Annotated in this window: 17 protein-coding genes and 1 tRNA gene; 4 read left to right on the top strand and 14 right to left on the bottom strand. The window is 65.6% G+C overall.

What is annotated here, in order from left to right; genetic code table 11:
- Window positions 1–32 precede the first annotated feature (32 nt).
- Window positions 33–1,526, bottom strand: coding sequence for a malate:quinone oxidoreductase (locus AC5RVZ_RS17990; protein WP_494067132.1), 1,494 nt, complete (start codon window positions 1,524–1,526; stop codon window positions 33–35).
- A gap of 231 nt (window positions 1,527–1,757) precedes the next feature.
- Window positions 1,758–3,437 carry an ABC transporter substrate-binding protein gene (locus AC5RVZ_RS17985; protein ID WP_494067131.1) on the bottom strand — a complete coding sequence of 560 codons (1,680 nt, stop codon included), beginning with the start codon at window positions 3,435–3,437 and terminating at the stop codon, window positions 1,758–1,760.
- Between the two features lie 127 nt (window positions 3,438–3,564).
- Between AC5RVZ_RS17985 and AC5RVZ_RS17980 the strand changes: the two genes are divergently transcribed.
- Both AC5RVZ_RS17980 and AC5RVZ_RS17975 read left to right on the top strand, forming a co-directional pair.
- Window positions 3,565–5,295, top strand: a complete 1,731-nt coding sequence (locus AC5RVZ_RS17980) for an ABC transporter ATP-binding protein (RefSeq protein ID WP_494067130.1) — start codon at window positions 3,565–3,567, stop codon at window positions 5,293–5,295.
- Window positions 5,285–5,596 (top strand): hypothetical protein, encoded by a 312-nt coding sequence (locus AC5RVZ_RS17975; protein ID WP_494067129.1) that lies wholly within the window; start codon window positions 5,285–5,287, stop codon window positions 5,594–5,596. The genes AC5RVZ_RS17980 and AC5RVZ_RS17975 overlap by 11 nt, the downstream gene beginning before the upstream one ends.
- Before the next feature lie 13 nt (window positions 5,597–5,609).
- On the opposite strand, the gene AC5RVZ_RS17970 is transcribed toward AC5RVZ_RS17975, so the two are convergent.
- From AC5RVZ_RS17970 to bcp, 5 genes are all read right to left on the bottom strand, one after another.
- A complete protein-coding gene (locus AC5RVZ_RS17970) occupies window positions 5,610–6,575 on the bottom strand; it encodes an ABC transporter permease (RefSeq protein WP_494067128.1) in 966 nt (321 codons plus the stop codon).
- The gene (locus tag AC5RVZ_RS17965) at window positions 6,576–7,577 is read right to left on the bottom strand and encodes an ABC transporter permease (RefSeq protein WP_493979914.1); all 1,002 of its coding nucleotides are present in this window, start codon (window positions 7,575–7,577) and stop codon (window positions 6,576–6,578) included. It abuts the gene before it with no gap.
- A 150-nt stretch (window positions 7,578–7,727) separates the two neighbouring features.
- A complete protein-coding gene (locus AC5RVZ_RS17960) occupies window positions 7,728–9,419 on the bottom strand; it encodes an ABC transporter substrate-binding protein (protein WP_494067127.1) in 1,692 nt (563 codons plus the stop codon).
- Window positions 9,420–9,693: 274 nt separating this feature from the next.
- Window positions 9,694–9,778 (bottom strand) — tRNA-Leu (locus AC5RVZ_RS17955).
- Between the two features lie 85 nt (window positions 9,779–9,863).
- The gene (gene bcp, locus AC5RVZ_RS17950; RefSeq protein ID WP_494067126.1) at window positions 9,864–10,337 is read right to left on the bottom strand and encodes a thioredoxin-dependent thiol peroxidase; all 474 of its coding nucleotides are present in this window, start codon (window positions 10,335–10,337) and stop codon (window positions 9,864–9,866) included.
- Window positions 10,338–10,450: 113 nt separating this feature from the next.
- On the opposite strand from bcp, the gene AC5RVZ_RS17945 reads away from it, so the two are divergent.
- Together AC5RVZ_RS17945 and AC5RVZ_RS17940 are read left to right on the top strand one after the other, a co-directional pair.
- A complete protein-coding gene (locus AC5RVZ_RS17945) occupies window positions 10,451–10,909 on the top strand; it encodes a MarR family winged helix-turn-helix transcriptional regulator (RefSeq protein ID WP_494067125.1) in 459 nt (152 codons plus the stop codon).
- A gap of 102 nt (window positions 10,910–11,011) precedes the next feature.
- Window positions 11,012–11,422, top strand: a complete 411-nt coding sequence (locus AC5RVZ_RS17940) for a hypothetical protein (protein WP_494067124.1) — start codon at window positions 11,012–11,014, stop codon at window positions 11,420–11,422.
- Between the two features lie 68 nt (window positions 11,423–11,490).
- Here AC5RVZ_RS17940 and AC5RVZ_RS17935 read toward each other — a convergent pair whose 3' ends face one another.
- From AC5RVZ_RS17935 to AC5RVZ_RS17905, 7 genes are all read right to left on the bottom strand, one after another.
- The gene (locus AC5RVZ_RS17935; protein WP_494067123.1) at window positions 11,491–11,895 is read right to left on the bottom strand and encodes a GlcG/HbpS family heme-binding protein; all 405 of its coding nucleotides are present in this window, start codon (window positions 11,893–11,895) and stop codon (window positions 11,491–11,493) included.
- Between the two features lie 26 nt (window positions 11,896–11,921).
- Window positions 11,922–12,965 carry an aldo/keto reductase gene (locus AC5RVZ_RS17930; RefSeq protein ID WP_494067122.1) on the bottom strand — a complete coding sequence of 348 codons (1,044 nt, stop codon included), beginning with the start codon at window positions 12,963–12,965 and terminating at the stop codon, window positions 11,922–11,924.
- A gap of 132 nt (window positions 12,966–13,097) precedes the next feature.
- Window positions 13,098–13,871 (bottom strand): cysteine hydrolase family protein, encoded by a 774-nt coding sequence (locus tag AC5RVZ_RS17925; RefSeq protein WP_494067121.1) that lies wholly within the window; start codon window positions 13,869–13,871, stop codon window positions 13,098–13,100.
- 11 nt (window positions 13,872–13,882) lie between these two features.
- Entirely contained in the window at window positions 13,883–14,674 is a 792-nt protein-coding gene (locus tag AC5RVZ_RS17920) for a gluconate 2-dehydrogenase subunit 3 family protein (protein WP_494067120.1), read from the bottom strand.
- 52 nt (window positions 14,675–14,726) lie between these two features.
- Window positions 14,727–16,382, bottom strand: coding sequence for a GMC family oxidoreductase (locus tag AC5RVZ_RS17915; protein WP_494067119.1), 1,656 nt, complete (start codon window positions 16,380–16,382; stop codon window positions 14,727–14,729).
- 37 nt (window positions 16,383–16,419) lie between these two features.
- Window positions 16,420–17,604, bottom strand: a complete 1,185-nt coding sequence (locus AC5RVZ_RS17910) for a sugar ABC transporter substrate-binding protein (RefSeq protein ID WP_494067118.1) — start codon at window positions 17,602–17,604, stop codon at window positions 16,420–16,422.
- A 64-nt stretch (window positions 17,605–17,668) separates the two neighbouring features.
- Window positions 17,669–18,706, bottom strand: a complete 1,038-nt coding sequence (locus AC5RVZ_RS17905; protein ID WP_494067117.1) for an ABC transporter permease — start codon at window positions 18,704–18,706, stop codon at window positions 17,669–17,671.
- Window positions 18,707–18,709 lie beyond the last annotated feature (3 nt).

The raw sequence follows: 18,709 nt of genomic DNA, 5'->3' as shown, positions 1-18,709 counted from the left end.
TTAGTTCAGCGGTCGTACGGGGCGGACGGGGATCATGCCAGTTCGAGTACCCGGTCGGTGTCGGCGGTGATTTCGGCCAACAGCGAGGGGTTCTCGTTCAGGTTCACGCCGTAGCCGGGGAGCATGTCCTTCAGCTTGGGTTCCCAGCTCTTGAACTCCAACGGGAAGCAGCGTTCCAGCAGGCTGATCATGATCGGCGCTGCGGTTGACGCCCCGGGGGAGGCGCCGAGCAGGGCGGAGATGCTGCCGTCGGCGGACGCGATGACCTCGGTGCCGAACTGCAGGGCGCCGCCCCGCTTCGGGTCCTTCTTGATCACCTGGACACGCTGGCCGGCGGTGATCAGCTCCCACTGGTCTCCGGCAACCTCCGGGTGGAAGGCGCGCAGGGCCTCGTTCTTGCCTTCGCGGGTCTTGAGCACCTCGGTGACCAGGTACTTGACCAGGCCGAAGTTGTCCTTGGCCACGGCCAGCATGGGGACCAGGTTGCCCGGGCGCACGGACGTGGGCAGGTCCAGCAGCGAGCCGGTCTTGAGGAACTTCGGCGAGAAGCCGCCGTACGGGCCGAAGAGCAGGGAGCGCTTGCCGTTGACGAAGCGGGTGTCCAGGTGGGGCACCGACATGGGCGGGGCGCCCACGGAGGCCTGGCCGTAGACCTTGGCGTTGTGGGCGTTGATGACGGTCTCGTCGGTGCAGCGGAGGAACTGTCCGGACACCGGGAAACCGCCGTAGCCCTTGGACTCGGGGATGCCGGAGCGCTGCAGCAGGTGCAGGGCGCCGCCGCCGGCGCCGATGAACACGAAGCGGGCGTTGACCTTGGTTTTTTCGCCGGTGGCGTTGTTCCTGATCTCCAGGGTCCAGCGGCCGTCGGTGTTGCGGGAGACGTCCAGCACTCGGTGGCCGTAGTTCAGTTCCACGCCATGGGCGGTCAGGTAGCCCGCGAGCTTCCGGGTCAGGGAGCCGAAGTCCACGTCGGTGCCGCCGGCGACGCGGGATGCGGCCACGCGCTGCTGCGGATCGCGGCCTTGCATGATCAGCGGCGCCCACTCATTGATGGCGGCGTGGTCTTCGGAGAACTCGATCTGCTCGAACAGCGGTTCCTGCTTCAGCGCTTCGTGGCGGCGCTTGAGGTAGTCCGCATGGTCATCGCCCCAGACAAAGCTCATGTGCGGCAGCGGGTTGACGAATTCGCGGGGCGACGAGATGTGGCCTTCGCGGATCATGTGCGACCAGAACTGGCGCGAGACGTTGAACTTCTCGTTGATGCCCACGGCCTTGGCGGTGGGAACCGAACCGTCCGCCGAGGCGGGCGTGTAGTTCAGCTCGCAGAGCGCGGCGTGGCCCGTGCCGGCGTTGTTCCACGGGTCCGAGGCTTCCAGACCGACCTCGTCCAGGTTCTCGAACAGGCTGATGCTCCAGTCCGGCTGCAGCTGCTTGATGAAGGAGCCGAGGGTGGTGCTCATGATGCCGCCGCCAATCAGCGCGACGTCGACGTTCTTGGATGATCCCGAGGGAATGTTTGCAGTCAACTTCAATCTCCAATAGCAGCTGTGCCAGCAGTTAGAAGCCTAGCGCCCTGCGCCAGCGAGACTAAAATCTGCCGTCATCGATGTGACCCAACAGACAGACGCGGCGGGACCGGCAGCGTTACAATTTTCCGCCGGCCGCGGCCCGTCACCCGCGCACCGGGCGCCGCCGTGCCGGCCCTGTGCGGCCGTGTCGGCCCTGCGCGGCCACACAGCGCGGGCGCCGTCGCCCCGTCAATCCTGCCCCAGCTCGATCTTGTTGTAGACCTCGTCGAGCATCGGGCTGGCCGGGTAGCTCACCACCCGGGGCCCCATGGCCAGGGCGGAGATGGGGAACGCCAGCGGCACCGCGGGGACCGCCCGCGCCAGCTGCTCGTTGATGCTGTGGTAGGCCTGCACGCGGTCCTCGCCCTCGGGGAGGGTCTTGGCACGGGCTATCTTGCTGCGGATCTGCGCGCTGTCGTAGCCGAACTCCATCGACTTGCTGCCGAAGAGCGGGCCCACAAAGTTGTCCGGGTCGCGGTAGCTGCCGCTCATGCCGGACAGGTGGAGGGCATGGCCGGTGGAGCTTTGGATCGTGTCGAGGTAGCCCTCGTCCCAGGGGATCGGCACCGGCTTGATATTGATTCCGACGGCGGTGAGCTGGCGGCTCAGCTCCGCGTACACCTTTTCGGGGGTCGGCAGGTAGGCCCGCGTGACGCCCAGCGGATAGTAGAAGGTGAGTTCGGCGCCGTCGTACCGGGCGTCGGCCAGCAGTTCGCGCGAACGCTCCGGGTTGTACGCGTAGTAGGGGATGGTCTCATTGGTCACGCCCAGGCTGCGCGGGATGAACTGCATGGCCTCCTTGGTGCCCTGCAGGAAGAAGCTGTCGATCAGCGCCTGCCGGTCGATCGCGTGGGCGATGGCCTGGCGCATGGTGATGTCGTCCAGCCCGTCGGCCGCCTGGTTCATGCCGAGGTAGACCACGGAGAACGGGTCTCGCTGCAACACCTGCATGCCCGCCCGCGCCAGGTCAGCGTAAGTGGCCGGGGTGACCAGGTCGTAGCCGTCGATGTCCCCGGCTTCCAAGGCGCGCAACCGCGTCATCGGATGCGGGAGCGCCTCGAACACCACGGTGCGCACGTCGCCGGCGGCACCCCAGTAGCCCGGGTAAGCGGAGAGCACCACGCGGTCCCGCTCCCAGTTGGCAAACGTGAACGGGCCGGTCCCCACCGGGGCCAGGCCGTAGCGGGATACTTTATGGCCGCCGCGTTCCTCCGTCAGCCGGTCGGCCGCCCCGGCCTTCAGCGCCGCCGGCGAGGAGATGGCGAAGGCCGGCATGGCCAGCGATGCGACCAGGCCGGTGAACCGGCGGGTCAGGTTCAGCTGCACTTCCAGCGGGCCCACCACCTCGCAGCTGTGGTAGAGCGATTCGTCCTCGTCCTCTGCGAACGCGCCGAAGACCGACCGGAAGGCCAGCCCGCCTTCCACCGGCCGGGCGCCGCCGGGGAGCCGGTACCAGCGTTCGAAATTGGCGCGGACCGCTTCGGCGTCGAACGCCGTGCCGTCATGGAAGGTGACACCCGGGCGCAACCGGAAGCGGTAGGAGCGGCCGTCGTCCGCCTCGGTCCATTCGGAGGCCAGCCGCGGCGCCGGAACCCCGGTCGCCGGGTCCACCCCGACGAGCGTTTCGAGGATTTGCCGGGTCACCCGGTAGGACTCGGTGTCCAGGGCCAGCGCCGGATCAAGGGTCACCGGGGCGGCGGCAATGCCCATGGTGAAGGTGGTGTCCGCGGGCGAGGCCGTCGGCGGCTCGCTGGCCGGGGCGGTTGACGGGGCGGGCCTGCCCGGTTCCGGGGTGCAGCCGGTGAGCAACACAGCCGCCGCCGCTGCGCCTGCCTTCAGCACGGTGCGGCGCGCGGTGGGTGGTGTCACGCTTCAGGCTCCTCGGGGCAGGCGGGGATGATCCCCAAGTCTAATCGACTCCCGTCCTGGGCCCTGCGCAGCGAATTCCCGATGAGAGATAGGCCACATCCGCAGGTGTTTGGGGCAGGATGGGACCATGACCGAACATGCCGACGACGCGGCCCTGCTCGAGGTACGGGACCTGGCCGTTGCTTTCCGCACCACCTACGGGCAAGTCTCCGCGGTCGAGGGCGCCTCACTGCGCCTGGAACCGGGCAAGACACTGGCGATTGTGGGCGAATCCGGTTCCGGGAAGTCCACCACGGCGATGGCCGTGATTGGGCTGCTGCCGGACAACGGACGCGTGACCGCCGGGAGCATCCGCTTTGACGGCCAGGAGCTCGTGGGGCTGTCGGAGCATCGGATGCGCACCATCCGGGGCCGCCAGATCGGCCTGGTCCCGCAGGACCCGATGTCCAACCTGAATCCGGTCACCAGGATCGGCTCGCAGGTGGCGGAGACCCTGCTGGTTCACGGCATGGCGACCAGGCGGGACGTGGACCGGAAGGTCGTGGAGGTCCTGGAGGCTGCCGGACTGCCCAACGCCAGGGAACGCGCCAAGCAGTATCCGCATGAGTTTTCCGGCGGGATGCGCCAGCGCGCCCTGATCGCCATCGGCCTGGCCTGCCAGCCGCGGCTGCTGATCGCCGACGAGCCGACTTCGGCGCTGGATGTCACGGTCCAGCGCACCATCCTGGACCAGATCGAGTCGATGACCCATGAATTGGGGACGGCGGTGCTGCTCATCACCCACGACCTGGGGCTGGCGGCCGAACGGGCGTCGGAGCTGGTGGTGATGCACCGCGGCAAGGTGGTGGAGACCGGGCCGGCACGGCAGCTGCTGGAGGATCCGCAGCACCCCTACACTCGGGCGCTGGTGAAGGCGGCGCCCAGCGTCGCCGCGGTGCGCCTGATGCCGGGGGCGTTCACCGGCAACGCGGCCGTGCGGGCCGAACGGGCGGAGAAGGTCTTCCAGGAGCATGTCACCGAGGCTCCCGCGGCCGCCGAGGCGCGGAAGACGGACAACATCGTGGAACTGCGCGACCTGACCAAGGTGTACAAGATCCGCGGCCAGGCCGAAGACTTTTACGCGGCGAAGAACGTGACGCTCGATATCCCGCGCGGACACACGGTCGCCATCGTCGGCGAATCGGGCTCCGGCAAGACCACTACCGCCCGCATGCTGCTGAAGCTGATCGAACCGACCAGCGGCACCATGACCTTCGACGGAATGGATGTGGCCAACCTGACCAAGGCGCAGCTGCGGGACTTCCGCCAGCGGGTCCAGCCGGTGTTCCAGGATCCGTATTCGTCCCTGAATCCGATGTTCACCATCGAGCGGATTGTCGAGGAGCCGCTGTCCACCTACAAGCGCGGCAGCGCGAGGGAACGCTCGGTCCGCGTGCGCGAGCTGATGGACGAGGTCGCGCTGCCGCAGAACATGCTGCGGCGCTACCCGTCCGAACTCTCCGGCGGCCAGCGCCAGCGCGTGGCGATTGCCCGCGCCCTGGCCCTGAAGCCCGAACTGATCATCTGCGACGAGCCCGTCTCCGCGCTGGATGTGCTGGTGCAGGCGCAGATCCTGAAGCTGCTGGGCGACCTGCAGGCGGAGCTGGGCCTGAGCTACCTCTTCATCTCCCATGACCTGGCCGTGGTGCGGCTGATCTCCGACTATGTCTGCGTGATGAAGGACGGCGAACTGGTGGAGGCAGCCAGCTCGGAGCAAGTGTTCACCAACCCGCGGCACCCCTACACGCGGCGCCTGCTGGCGTCCATACCGGGCAACGAACTGGACATTCAGGCGGAGGATCCGGAGATTGCGTCCTGAGAACACCGGGCCCGGGGCCGCCCCGGAGCCCGACGACCACCGGCCGGAAGGCTTCGGCTTCCGGACCGGGGTGCGCAGCGCCGCGGTGGCCATCGGCTTCGCGGTCTTCGTGCTGGTGATCGGCACGGTGCTGCTGGCGGTCGGCGCCGTCATCTTCATCGGCGAGGGCAGGTGGGGCGCCCTCTGGTGGCTGGCGGCGCTGGAAGTGCTGTTCATCGCCGGCTTCGCCGCCATGATGCACATGGCGCGCCAGCGACGGCGGCACGACGGCGGGGCCCCGCCGGCCACCCTGGCCGGCTGACCCGCACCTGCCGCTACTTGGCCCGGGTCTTGGGGTCCAGCGCTTCCCGCAGGGATTCGCCCAGCAGCGTGAAGCCCAGTGCGGTGACGGCGATGCACAGGCCGGGCAGGAACGCCAGCTGCGGCGCGATGCCCAGTTCGGCCTGCGCGTAGGTGAGCATGCGGCCCCACTCGGCGGTCTGCGGGCGCCCGCCGCCCAGGCCAAGGAAGGAGAGCGCGGCGGCGTCGATGACGGCGGTGGCCAGCGTCAGCGTGGCCTGCACGATGACCGGTCCCACGCTGTTGGGCAGCTGGTGGTTCATGATGATGGTGCCCCGGCTCAGGCCCAGCGTCTGCGCCGCCAGCATGTAGTCCGCGCTGCGCTGCGAAATCATCGACGACCGCAGCAGCCGGGCGAAGATCGGCAGCTGGGCCACGCCGATGGCGATCATCACCGCGTACGCCCCCTGCCCCAGGATGGCCGCGATGGACACCGCCAGCAGCAGGTTCGGCACCGAGAGCAGGATGTCGACGCCGCGCATGATCACGCTGTCGATCCAGCCGCCGAAGCCGCCGGCGAGGATGCCCAGCAGCATGCCCCCGGCCAGCCCCATCGCGGTCGAGACGACGCCGATCAGCAGCGAGGCCTGCGCGCCCCAGATGAGTTTGCTCAACAGGTCCCCGCCGAAACGGTCCAGTCCGAGGGGAAAGCCTTCCACCTCGCCGAAGCCCGGAATGTGGGTGGGGGTGATGTACGTGCGGCCGGGCAGGTCCTGGCCGCCATAGGGTGCCAGCACCGGCGCCAGCACGGCGGTCAGCACGAACAGGCCCACGATGACGGCGCCGGCGATGGCCTGCGGATTCCGGCGGAGCCGGCGGAACGCGTCCTTCCACAGGCTGGTGCCGCCGGGTCCGACGCTGGCGGGAGCGCCGGGTGCGCCCGGTGGCTCGGGGGTGGTCCGGAGGTCGCCGCCTGACTGCGGCGGAAGTGTTGTGCTCATTTAGACACGCACCCTCGGGTCGATGATGCTGTAGGACACGTCCACGACCAGGTTGATCAGCGAATACAGCACGGCGATGAAGATGATGAATCCCTGCAGGACGGGGTAGTCCAGGTTGAAGATCGCGTCGCGCAGGAACCGCCCGATGCCGTTGAAGGCGAACACCGTCTCGGTCAGCACGGCCCCGGAAATCAGCAGCCCCAGCTGCAGGCCGATGGTGGTGGTCACCGGCAGCATCGCGTTGCGCAGGATGAACCGGTTGCGGATGGTCTTCTGCAGCAGCCCCTTGGCGCGGGCGGTGCGCACGTAGTCGGCATTCTGCACCTCCAGGACGGAGGCCCGGGTGATGCGCACGATGATGGCCAGCGGGATGGTGCCCAGCGCGATCCCGGGCAGCGCAAGGTGCAGCAGCGCATCCCAGGCGGCATCCCATTCGCGGGTGAGCAGACCGTCGAGCACATAGAAGTCGGTGACGTGCGTGGCGTTGATCCTGGGGTTCTGCCGGCCGTCGGTAGGGAACCAGGGCAGCTGGATGGCGAACAGCCACTTGAGGATGAAGGCCAGGAAGAAGACCGGCACGGTGATCCCCACCAGCGACAGCACGACGGAGGAGTGGTCCGGCCATTTGCCGTAGTACCTGGCGGCCTGGTAGCCCAGCGGGATGCCGATGCCGACGGCGATGATGAGGGCGACGATCGTCAGCTCGACCGTCGCCGGGAAGCGGGTGGCGAACTCCGTCAGCACGGGCCGGCCGGTGAGGATCGAGGTGCCGAAATCGCCCTGGAGCAGCTTGCCCATGTAGACGAAGTACTGCTCGATCAGCGGCCGGTCGAAGCCGTAGAGCTCGTTGATCCGTGCCACCGCCTCGGGCGTGGCACGGTCGCCGAGCAGCGCCGTGGCGGGCCCGCCGGGCAGGCTGCGGACCCACAGGAACAGCAGCAGGGAAAGCCCGAAGAGCGTCGGGATGAGCAGCGCGATGCGCTTGATAATGACTCTGAGCACAGCGTCCTTCCGGATCCCGGTCCCGGCGTTGCGCCGGATGCAGTGGAACTTGCCTCTTCGGCAGCAGGCCCGGCGCCGCCCGCGGTTTATTCGGGCCGGGGCGGGCCTGCCTGCCGGGATCCGCGGTGTGCGGACCCCGGCAGGACGGGGCTACTCGCTGAGCTCGATGGCGTTGAACACCTCGTCGTTCACCGGGCTGGCCGGGTAGGAGGTCACCCGCGGGGCGAAGGCGAGCGACGGCGCCGGGTGCGCCAGCGGGATCGCCGGGACGTACTGCGCGATGTCCTCGTTGATCTCCTCGTACAGCGGCGTCGCTTCCTCGATGCTGCTGGTCTCGCGTGCCTTGGACAGCTTGTCGAACAGCTCCTTGTTGTTGAAGCCGAACTCCGGCTTCTCCTGGCCGAAGAAGACCCCGACGAAGTTGTCCGTGTCGTTGTAGTCGCCGGTCCAGCCGAGCAGGTGGATATCGTGATCCGCGCTGGCCTGGATACGGTCCAGGTAGTCAGGGGACCACTTGTCCGGCTGCGCCTCGATGGTGATGCCGACCTCCTCGAGCTGGGCGCTCAGGTTGGTGAACACCTGTTCCGGCGTCGGCATGTACGGCCGGGACACCCCGGTCGGGTAGTTGAACATCAGCTCCAGGCCGTCGCCGAAGCCGGCCTCTTCGAGCAGTGCCCGCGCCTTCTCCGGGTCGTACTCGTAGGTGGTGACGTCGTCGTTGTAGCCGTTGACCGTGTCCGGGACGAACTGCGTGGCGACCTTGGTGCCCTCGGGCAGCGTCTGGCGGACCAGCGCGTCCTTGTCGATCGCGTGGGCGATCGCCTGCCGGACCTTGAGGTCCTTCAGCGCCTCCTGCTCCTGGTTCATGCCCAGATACAGGATGGTGAACGGATCGCGCGCAATGACGTTGAATCCGGCGTCGGCCAGCGACTGCGTGTCGGCCGGCGCAACCAGGTCGTAGCCGTCGATGTCCCCGGCCTCCAGCGCCTGCCGGCGGGCATTGGGGTCTTCGATAATGCGGAAGATGATCTCCTGGACCTGGCCCTGTTCGCCCCAGTAGCCGTCGAATGCGGAAAGCTGCAGGGACTCGCCGACCGACCAGCTGTCGAACTTGAACGGGCCGGTGCCCACCGGGTGGCCCATGGCATATTCGCTCAGCTCCGGAGCCTCCTCCGAACCTCCGACGTCGTCGGCGTTGAACTCCTCCAAGGCGGTGGGGCTCTGCATCGCGAAAGCCGGCAGCGACAGCGCCGGAATGAAACCGGCGAAGGGCTGCGCCAGGTTCACCGTCACCTCGGTGTCGCTGACCGCCTCGCAGGAGTCGTAGACGGCGGTCTCGGGGGAATCCGAGTAGCCGCGGAACAGCGAGCCGTAGTAGTAACTCACCGACTGGGACTGCTGGATCCCCTCGAAGTTGTACCAGCGGTCGAAGTTGAAGCAGACGGCATCGGCATTGAAGTCGGTGTCGTCGTGGAACTTCACGCCCTCCTTGAGCTGAAAGGTGTAGGAGAGCCCGTCGTCGGACATCTCCCAGGATTCAGCCAGCAGCGGTTCAGGGTCCGGTGTTCCTTCCTTGACGCCGACCAAACCCTCGAAGATCTGGCGGCTGACGCGGAAGGACTCGCCGTCGCTGGCGAAGGCCGGATCCAGCGACTTGGGATCCGACGACGCGGCGAACACGAAGGCCGGATTAACCCCCTCCGTCTCGCCCTGCGCTCCGCCGCCGCGCTCGCTCTCGGCACAGCCGGACAGGACGAGTGCGCCGGCGGCCAAGCCGGCAATGACCGCTCCGGCGCGCCGGCCGCTTCGCTGGCCTCCGGAAAAGATGTCAGTAAATGACATGGACTGCTCCTCGGGGACGTGAGGTGTGACGCCGACTTTATGTACGGCAGCCGGCGGAGGCGCGGTGGCGCGTCCGCTTGATGAGAGCTTAGTCACATGTCTGATCGAAAGCATCGGTTTCAGGTTCGGCGGTTGGCCAAAAGCATCACAATTTGGTGACAGGTCCCGCGCGGGATGGCGGTACGACGGCGGTGGAGGCCTCTGCGGCCCGGGACCCGGGGCGGGCCGTGGAACGCCCGGAGCCCCGCAACTGACGCTGCGGGGCTCCTGTTGATGGTGCGCAAGGCGGGACTTGAACCCGCACGTCCGAAGACACTGGAACCTAAATCCAGCGCGTCTGCCAATTCCGCCACTCGCGCATTCGTTCCGGGCAGGCCGGAACAGGAATCAGTCTACCGGCACGGCGGCACTCGTTTGGCGGGGTCTTATACCTCCGGCGGACGCCTAATTGTCCAGGCCGAGGTCGCGGCGCAGCTTGGCCACGTGGCCGGTGGCCCGGACGTTGTACTGGGCGAGCGCTACCTTGCCCTCGGGGTCCACCACGACAGTGGAACGGATCAGGCCCTCGTAGACCTTGCCGTAGTTCTTCTTTTCGCCCCAGGCCGCATACGCCTCGGCTACGGCATGGTCTTCGTCGGCGAGCAACGGGAAGTTCAGCTCTTCCTTCTCCGCGAACTTCACCAGCTTCGGCAGCGGGTCGGGGGAGACTCCCAGCACCGCGTATCCGGCGCCCTTCAGCGAGTCGAGGCTGTCGCGGAAGTCGCAGGCCTGCTTCGTGCAGCCCGGTGTCGAAGCTGCGGGATAGAAGTAGACCACAACGTTTTGGCCACGATAATCGGCCAGCGAGACGGTGTTGCCCGCCGAGTCCTGCAGCGTGAAATCCGGCGCGGTGTCGCCGGTCGACAGTCGTTCGGCCATGGGGGAGCTCCTTAGGGATCCGGGGTTTCACACCAGCATAGCCAAGACAGCCCTCCGGCCGTTCCGACGACGTACGTATACTTGAGTGCATGCCGGATTTGAAGAATTGGCCGATGCCACGGTTGCTCTCCACCGCCGCCCGGCTCGTCGAGCACGAATGGAACGACAAACTGGCCGGCCTTGGCCTGACCCACGCCGGCGTCATTGCCCTTGAGGTGCTGGCCGCCGAGGGGGAAATGACGCAGGCGCAGCTGGCGACCCGCGTCCGGGTCCAGGCGCAGACCATGGGCAAGACCCTGGGCAGGCTGGAAGTCCACGGGCACATCATCCGTGCCCGCAGCGATGTGGACCGCCGGCGGCAGATCGTGCAGATTACCGACGAGGGCAAGCGGGCCCTCAAGCACGCCGCCGAACTGGAGCGGCTGCTCAGCAGCGGCAGCGGCGACCAGATGGATGAGCTCAAGGAGCGGCTGACCGTGATCATCCGCAGGTTGGGCAACAGCCGCTTCGGTATCGGCGCGGCGGAAACCATCGACATCGCCGAGATCGACGGCTACGAGGACGGCGACTGACCCGCCGGCGTCCCGGTCGGCCGGAACCCGGCATCCTAACGGCGTAGCCGGCGCTGCACTAGGCGCTCCGTTGCTGCCAACCGGACGCGGCAGAGCAGGGCCATGGAAAACGCTGCCCCCTTGGCAGGCAGGATTGCCTTGGGCGGAGCTACACGCGGTGCCGGACGGGGATCGCCGTCGAACCCGCAGCCGTTGGCCGACACTTTGACCGGCTACGCGAAGAAGATATTCGGCGTCAAGGCAGACAGCGCGCGGCTGCTGGTCAAGGACGACGACTGCGCGTTCTATGCCGCAATACCGAGCGATCCCGATAAAGGTGATACGTGTGTGGCCGTCAAGAACCCGACATCCGACACAGCTGCTGCCAGCTGTGGTGGCGTCCCCAGTGTGGAGCGGGGCGCCGCTGGCGTAAAAGCGAAGCTGGTTGTCGATGACTACGACGCCGGCAAGGAACTGGCTGAAGGCTGGCGCCGGCTGCACAAAAACCTGCTGGTGTATCCCCTGATCAGGTGACGCCGCGGCATTGATTTGTCCGGTGGTCGGCCGACGCGGTTATCCGGCAGAGGTGAGTCGCAGCGGGTTTAGGAAATGGTGCGGGGTGAAGTAAGAGCGGTCTTGAGGATATGAATGTCTTGTTCAGTGGTTCCTCCCGAGATCCCGACACCGACTCTTTCGCCTCGTTGGAGCTGTACAGGTGCTCCACCGCCGAAGGCGATGAGTTGGCTGCCCGAGTTCACGGCCAGGCCGTAAAGGGGCTGCCCTGGTTGTACTTGCGACGTGAGTTCTTCTGTTTCCACGTTGAACGAGGCGGCGGTGTAGGCCTTGCGGAAGGCCATGTCCAAAGAGTGGAGGGGTGCGCCGTCCATGCGATGGAGAAGCACCGGGTTGCCGTGGATGTCAACGACACTGACGACGATGCGGATTGCCAGTTGTTCGGCTGCTTCTTCGGCGATGGCGGCGATCTTGATGACTTCGTGCAGCATCATGGGGGCCTTCCTGAATATGCTGATCCTTAGTTGTCCTTTTGGGAGGTTTCGGGTGTGGGGGAGGCGGAGCTAATGAGTTGCTGGTGCTTCAGTTCCTGCCACACCTCGACGGGGATCCTCTGACTCAGCCATTGGTAGTTCTGCTCTTGTTGAATGATGGTGCGGGCGCCGAGGCAGACGTTGGTGACGGCAGGGTGGGCGGCGCCAAATTGCAATGCCACCGCGCCCAGAGGCACTCCGTGTCGGTCGGCTACCTCTTGGTAAGCACGGATCTCGCTGAGGGTTTCACGCGTTGCCGGAGCGTAGTCCTTGCGGGCTCCGGGTTTAGGGCCGGTGGCTAAGATGCCCGATCCAAAGATTCTGCCGTTGATGACGGCGATCCCGCGTCGCAGGCAGAGTGGGAGAAGCTCGTCCTGCGCCTCGGTGTTCAGTAAGTTGTAAGTACCGGCGATAAGAATGCAGTCAATGTCGGCTGCTTCTGCCGCTGCCATGCAGACATCGACCTCGTTGACGCCTATGCCCACGGCCCGCACTACCTTTTGGTCCCGCAGGGAAAACAAGGCTTTGAACGCACCGTTTAGGGCTTCCTGAAATCGGCGGGGTTGGTCGGCGCCGTGAGTCCAACGGTCCGTGTCGTGAACCAGGAGCACGTCGAAGTAATCTGTCCCCATTCGCTGCATGCTGTCTTCGACCTGGCGCATCACACCGTCGTAGGAGTAGTCGTATTCCATGCGGAACGGCGGGGTGTTGCACCAGGGGGCGGTACTGAAGGTCCCCGGGCTTGCGGGTTTTAGGGTTCGCCCGACTTTTGTGGCCAAGACGAACGCTTCTCTGTCCTCATCGGCGAGGACATCGGCCAGCCGGTATTCGGCAAGGCCATGGCCGTACATGGGTGCAGTATCGAAGAACCGGACGCCCGCGTCCCAGGCATGACGTACCAGTGCCCGGGCATCCTCTGTGGGCATGGGGGTGCGCATGTTTCCAAGCGCCACTGAACCGAATCCGGCAAGTGTGCAAGACCAGTCGAGCCGACCGAACCTGCGCCATTGCGTGGGATCGTACGGTGCCATGGGTGTCTTCCTCAAGGTGGATCGAGGTGCCGGGTGCCCGGGGAGGTGGTGCCGCGTCGTTGGTCGTGGGGAACCTTTACCGGTTCCTTAGGCGGCGCATTCATAACGGTCCCACCTCCCCTGTACCGCGGTTTAGCGGGCTGAGGCGTCTGCACTTACTGAGGCTTCCTGTCCCGCCGCCAGGGATGAGCGTTCGACGAGGGCAGCGAATTCATCGCTCGACATCACGTCCGCGTACTGAGCCTGGATGTTGCGCAGGGATTCCCAGTACTGTCCGTATCCTTCAGGGGTTTCGTGGTCGAACTCCGGGTTGCGGCCATGGGTATTGAGGGGAATGGCCGTGCCGGAATCGGCCACGACTATCACTTTGTATCCCCGGTCGAAGCCGTCGCGTGCCGTGGTCGGTACGCAGTTGGCCGTCGAGGAGCCGACGATCACGAGGTACTCGGCGCCGTCCTGCTGGAGGTATTCGTTGAAGGCCGTCCCGTAGAAGCTGCTGTTGCGGTGCTTTTGGAAGACGGGTTCGCCCTTTTGGGGCTCGAATCCTTCGCAGAGTGCGCCGTTCCACGTTCCGTGATTGAAAGGCGAATCGGGCTCTCTCCAGGACGGGTACTTCAGCCCCCAGATGCCGATGTCGTAACCCTCGGGGTGCATGCCCCACATGGACCAGACGACTTTGATTCCCTTTTCCCGGGCGAGTTCGATCATTCTCTTGGCCGGCCCGAGGGATTCCTGCCCGGAGGGCGCTCCACCGACACTCTGGATGTAGTCTGCCCCCTCCGGGTCGAGGCAGAGATTCTGGATGTCGAGCGCGTGGACCACGGTCTTGCTCAGATCGATGGTCTCGGGGATGAAGGTGTAGGAGCGGTCGACGTACTTGTTGAGCTTGTCTTCGTAGGCGGTCATTGTCTTTCCCCTTACTTACTGGATTCCTCGGTACGGTCCGATGCCGAAGCCGTGTCGGCGGCTTGGCTGCCGGCGGCGTCTTCGCCACCTTCAGTCACGTTTTGTTCCGAGCCGTGCTTGAAGCCCGGGATCAGTTCTTCCCAGTCGTATTCCTGGACGAAGTACTTGGCCGTGCTGTAGGTGCCGTCCATGGTGTCGCGCAGGTTCTGCGGCCCGTCGAAACCGAGCATCTTCCAACCCATCTGGTCTTTGTTTCCGCCGTAGACCGGGTCAGCGTAGAAACCTTGGCGGACATGCAGGCACAGCGTGTCGAAAAAACTCTTGTCTTCATCGGTGTTTCCCTGGAGCCGCGAGTAGTACACCTCCATGGAGGTCAGCGAGAGCGGCACCGGTTTGGGAGCGCCGCTGACCTGTTCGAGCACCTGGTCCTGGACCTCTGCGGTCGCGTCCTTGAAGGACTCTGCCCGCAACTCGCGCGACCGTCGGTCGAGTTCACGAACCCCTTCGCGGTAGAGCCGCTGCAGATCGGCGATGCGTGCCCGGGCAGACCGCGCTTCTTGACCGGCCAGGGCCAGGAAGCCGGAACCGTCCGCTGCCGCGTAGAGGTAGTCGATGCCTGAGAGGTAACGGTCGATGAAGACAATTACCCTCGCCTCACGTGCCCCGGGATCATGGTCCGTGGGCATCACCCGCGCCGCGGCGGCTTCGATGGTCTCCCACTCGTGGTCGGTGAAGAACAGTTTCTCGTCCGAGTCCGGGTCTATGCGGATGGGGACGATTTCCCAGTCGGCTTTCGAAACCATCTTGTCTTCCTTTCTGTTCTGCGATTCTCTTTACCGGCGGTAGTTTCAGCCGCTAGCTGCGGCCCTTGAGGTAGGTGCCGGCGATGTAGTCGGCGCAGCGCCAGGAGTGGGCCATGATCGTGAGCGTGGGGTTGACGCCCATGGCGGTGGGGAAGCCCGCGCCGTCAACCACGAAGAGGTTGTCCACCGAGTGGGCCTGGCCCCATCCGTTCAGCACCGACTTGCCCGGGTCGGTTCCCATCCGGACAGTGCCCTGCTGATGGCACGCATTGCCGGTGAACTCCTCTCCCAGGTAGACGGGGGTGGTTTTTGTTGCCCCGGCCGCCTGGAGGATTTCCACGTTTTTGTCGATCTGCCATTTGCTCATGGCAATGTCGTTGGCGTGGGGCTTGTTCGTGATCCGCGCTACCGGCAGCCCCCAGGCGTCTTTGACGTTCGGGTCGAGATCGACCCGGTTGGTCTCCTGGGGCATGTCCTGCAGGATGAAGCCGATCTTCATCGAGTAGTCGAAGTAATTCCGGTCGGCGTCTTTCATGGCCTGCCCCCAGGTCGGGCGGCCGGGCATGATCGCGTTGATCGCCTGGCCGATCTGAGTGGTGGCGATGATGCCGCCGCCGATGTGGCCCCTGCTTTCGTCGGTCTCGTAGAAGTGGGTGGAACCGCCGCTTTGGTAGTTTCCCGTCCAGCCGCGCAACGGCTCCTCGATGTCCTTGTCGAACAGTCCGACCGCGAAGATGTATTCGTGGAAGGTGGCGTTCTTGCCGACAAGGCCGGAGTCGTTCGCGAGTCCCTCGGGGAACCGGTTCGATGCGGACAGCAGCATGAGCCGCGACGACTCGATGGCCCCGAGCGCCAAGACAACGACGGCGGCGTCCTGTTCCACCTCATGGCCTTCGGGGTCGATGTAGACGACGCCGGTGGCTCGGCCGTCCTTGCCCAGTTTGACTTCCCGGACGTAACTGTCGGCCCTTACCTCCAGGTTGCCGGTGGCGAGGGCTTCGGGAATGTAGGTCGTCGCCACGCTGGAGCGGGTTTGGGTGGGGTCGCCGTACTGGTTCCAGAAACTGGTCCGGTTCACCGCAGCCCGGCCCAGGGCGTTGCCTTCGGTCAGATGCGACATGGGCAGCGGGAACGAATTGATGCCCAGTTTGTTGGAGCCTTCATAGAATTTCATGCCGAACCTGGTCGGCGGCAACGGGCCGCTGGGGTACGGCTTGCTGCGGAAGCCTTCCCCCCGGTCCGCGCCGGTCAGGCCCGAGATGCCGTAGCTCCACTCAACCTTGGTCAGGTACGGTTCCAAATCCTCGTAGCGGTACGGCCAGTCGGCCAGGCTCGCGCCTTCCAGATCCCCGTGGAGGGAGTGGAAGATGAAGTCCGACTCCCGTGGCCTGGGCATCCAGCCGGCCATGTGGCTCGTCCCGCCGCCGACGTTCGAGGGCACCGGGGAGAAATTGAAGATCCGGGCTTCGGAGTTATCGTCCTGGCGCACCGTTCGTGGCATCAGCTTCACGTCCGGCCACAGGTAGCTGCGGTTCTGGAACTTCAACTCGTCACCGGAGTAGTGCTCCTCCGGGCGTAGCCACGGTCCCTTGTCGAATCCGACGACTTTGTAGCCGGCTTCGCTGAGGACCTTGACGGCGGGTCCACCGCCCGCTCCGAGTCCGACGACGACGGCGTCCACCGGGTCCATTTTTCGATTGCTGCTCACGGTAGAACCTCTCAGTTCGGTGGTTATTGGGAAAGGTTTAGTAGCTTCCCTGGCCCTGCTGGCTCTCCTGCAGGACGGACTGGTGCCACTCGACGTTCGACGCGTCGACGACATCGGTCGGGATGCGGACGAACTGGTTGACTTCCATGCCCAGGACCTCATGCGCGAAGAGGGTTTCGATCATGCTGTGCCCCATCTCGACGCTGTTCACGTCGACGGTGGCGGTGAGCTTGCCGGCCTTGATGGAGTCCATTCCCGAAATCAGGCCGTCGGCACCGATAGTGATGATGCCGTCCTGCCCGTCCCAATGCTTCAGGCCCCGTGCGTCGATGGCCTGGGACGCACCGAGCGCCATGTCTTCGTTTTCGCCGTAGATCGCGTTGACATCGGGGTTCTTGGTCAGCAGGTCCTGCGCGGCCCTGAGACCCTTGTCCCGGACGTAGCCGCCGTCGGCCTGTCCGACGATCTCGATACCGGGGTACTCGGAGATGGCTTTCTTGAAGCCCTGCTGGCGCAGCTTGGTCCAGTCCGATCCGGAGGGCCCCATGATCTGGATGACCTTGCCTTCGCCCTTGAGCTGGTCGCCGATGTACTTTCCAGCGATGTAGCCGGACTGCCAGCGGTCGTCATAGCCGATGTTCGAGACGGTGTTGAGGCCACCGGTGGGGTCCTCAGCCTGGGAAGGATTGGCCAGCTCTTCGGTGGAATTGAACTGGTAGAAGTCGACGCCTTCTTCCTGCCCGCGGCCGTACAGTTCCTGCATGGTGGCGGCGTTGGCGGCCGAGCAGACGAAGACCGCGTCGAAGTCGCGGGCTATATACCCTTGCACGATGCCAAGGGTTTCAGTGCCTGAATGGGCGTCGTTGAGGGCACCCTGGCGCTCCCAGGTCCATTTCACACCGAACCGGTCCTCGTATTCCTTCATCTTGTTGAAGGCAGCTTTTTCGACCTGGGTGTAGAACTCGGAGAGGATCGGGGGAGCAAAGCCGACTTTGATTTCCCGGCCGTCCACCAATTCGCGGATGGCGGCATCGGCGGCCGAGTCCGGGTTGACCGCGGCACCGGCGCCTCCGCCGCCGCCTCCACCGGTGCCGGCCGGCGTCTCGACCGTGGTGCAGCCGGTGAGGATGAGGGCTGCCGTGACTGCTCCGGAAGCGAGGGCGCTGCGGGTCCGGGCGTACCGACGGCGGCCTGTCGGCCGGGTGGTGTCAGTTGTGGACATTGTCTTGCCTTTCATTTTTTGGTGGTCCCCGCAGCAACGGGGAGATCGGGGAAGCTGGTTTCGGCTACACGGTGGCGACGTCGAGCACAACGGCCCGCCGCTGCCGGACGCGGGCGTTGATGATGGCGCTGATCCGGTTGGCGAGGACGGCGACGATGAGAATCGAACCGATGACGATTTTTTGGTAGCTGGACGGAACGCCGGCAAGGTTGATGATGTTGATCGTCGCCGCCAGCGTGATGGCGCCGAGGATGGCTCCCAGGATGCGGCCCCTGCCGCCACTGAGTGCCGCACCGCCGATGACGGCGGCGGCGATGGCTTGAATCTCGTAACCGACGCCGAGGTCCGCCGGGACGTTGGTATTCCGGCCGGCCAGGATGACGCCGGCGATCGCGGCGCATAGCCCGCTGATGACGTAGGCGATGATCCGGACCCGGTCCACCCGCACGCCGGACTGTACGGCACCGGTCCGGCTGCTGCCGACTGAGAAGAGGTGCGTCCCGAGGCGGGAGGATCCCAGGATCCCGCCAAGGAGCAGCGCCACGATGAGGGCGATGACCATGGGCAGCGTGAGCGCTCCGGCCAGCGGGCTCAGCCCGCCGATGACATAGAACTCGGGGACCATGTAGCCGATGATGGGCACGCCCTGGGTCCAGATGTAGAGGATGCCGCCGGCGAAGCCGAGCATTGCGAGCGTGGCAATGAAGTCCGGCAGCCCGACCCGGGTGACGAGCAGGCCGTTGCCGATCCCGATCAAGGCACCGGCAAACAGCGCGGCGAGGATCGCGGCGAACAGTGGCATTCCTGATTTCATCGTCTGGGCCGCTACTCCCGCGCAAAGTGCCATGGCGGCCCCGATGGAGAGGTCGATGCCTCCGGCGATCAGGACGACGGTCATGCCCATGGCCAGGATCATCACCGTAATGCTGCTGTTGAGGATGTTGAACAGGTTTGACGGAGCCAGGAACACCGGCAACGTGAACGCCGCGATCAAACAAGCCAGGACGAGCATGGCCAGCACGCCCAAGGTGGGGTCCAGCAGTATCCGGTCGACGATGCGGCCGATCAGGCTGGTGTTGCGGGTAGGTGTTGAAGTGCTCATGGG

Source organism: Arthrobacter sp. Cza30 (assembly GCF_059090765.1).
The sequence above is the reverse complement of the archived record's forward strand: the minus strand, read 5'-3'. Positions and strand labels throughout refer to the sequence as shown.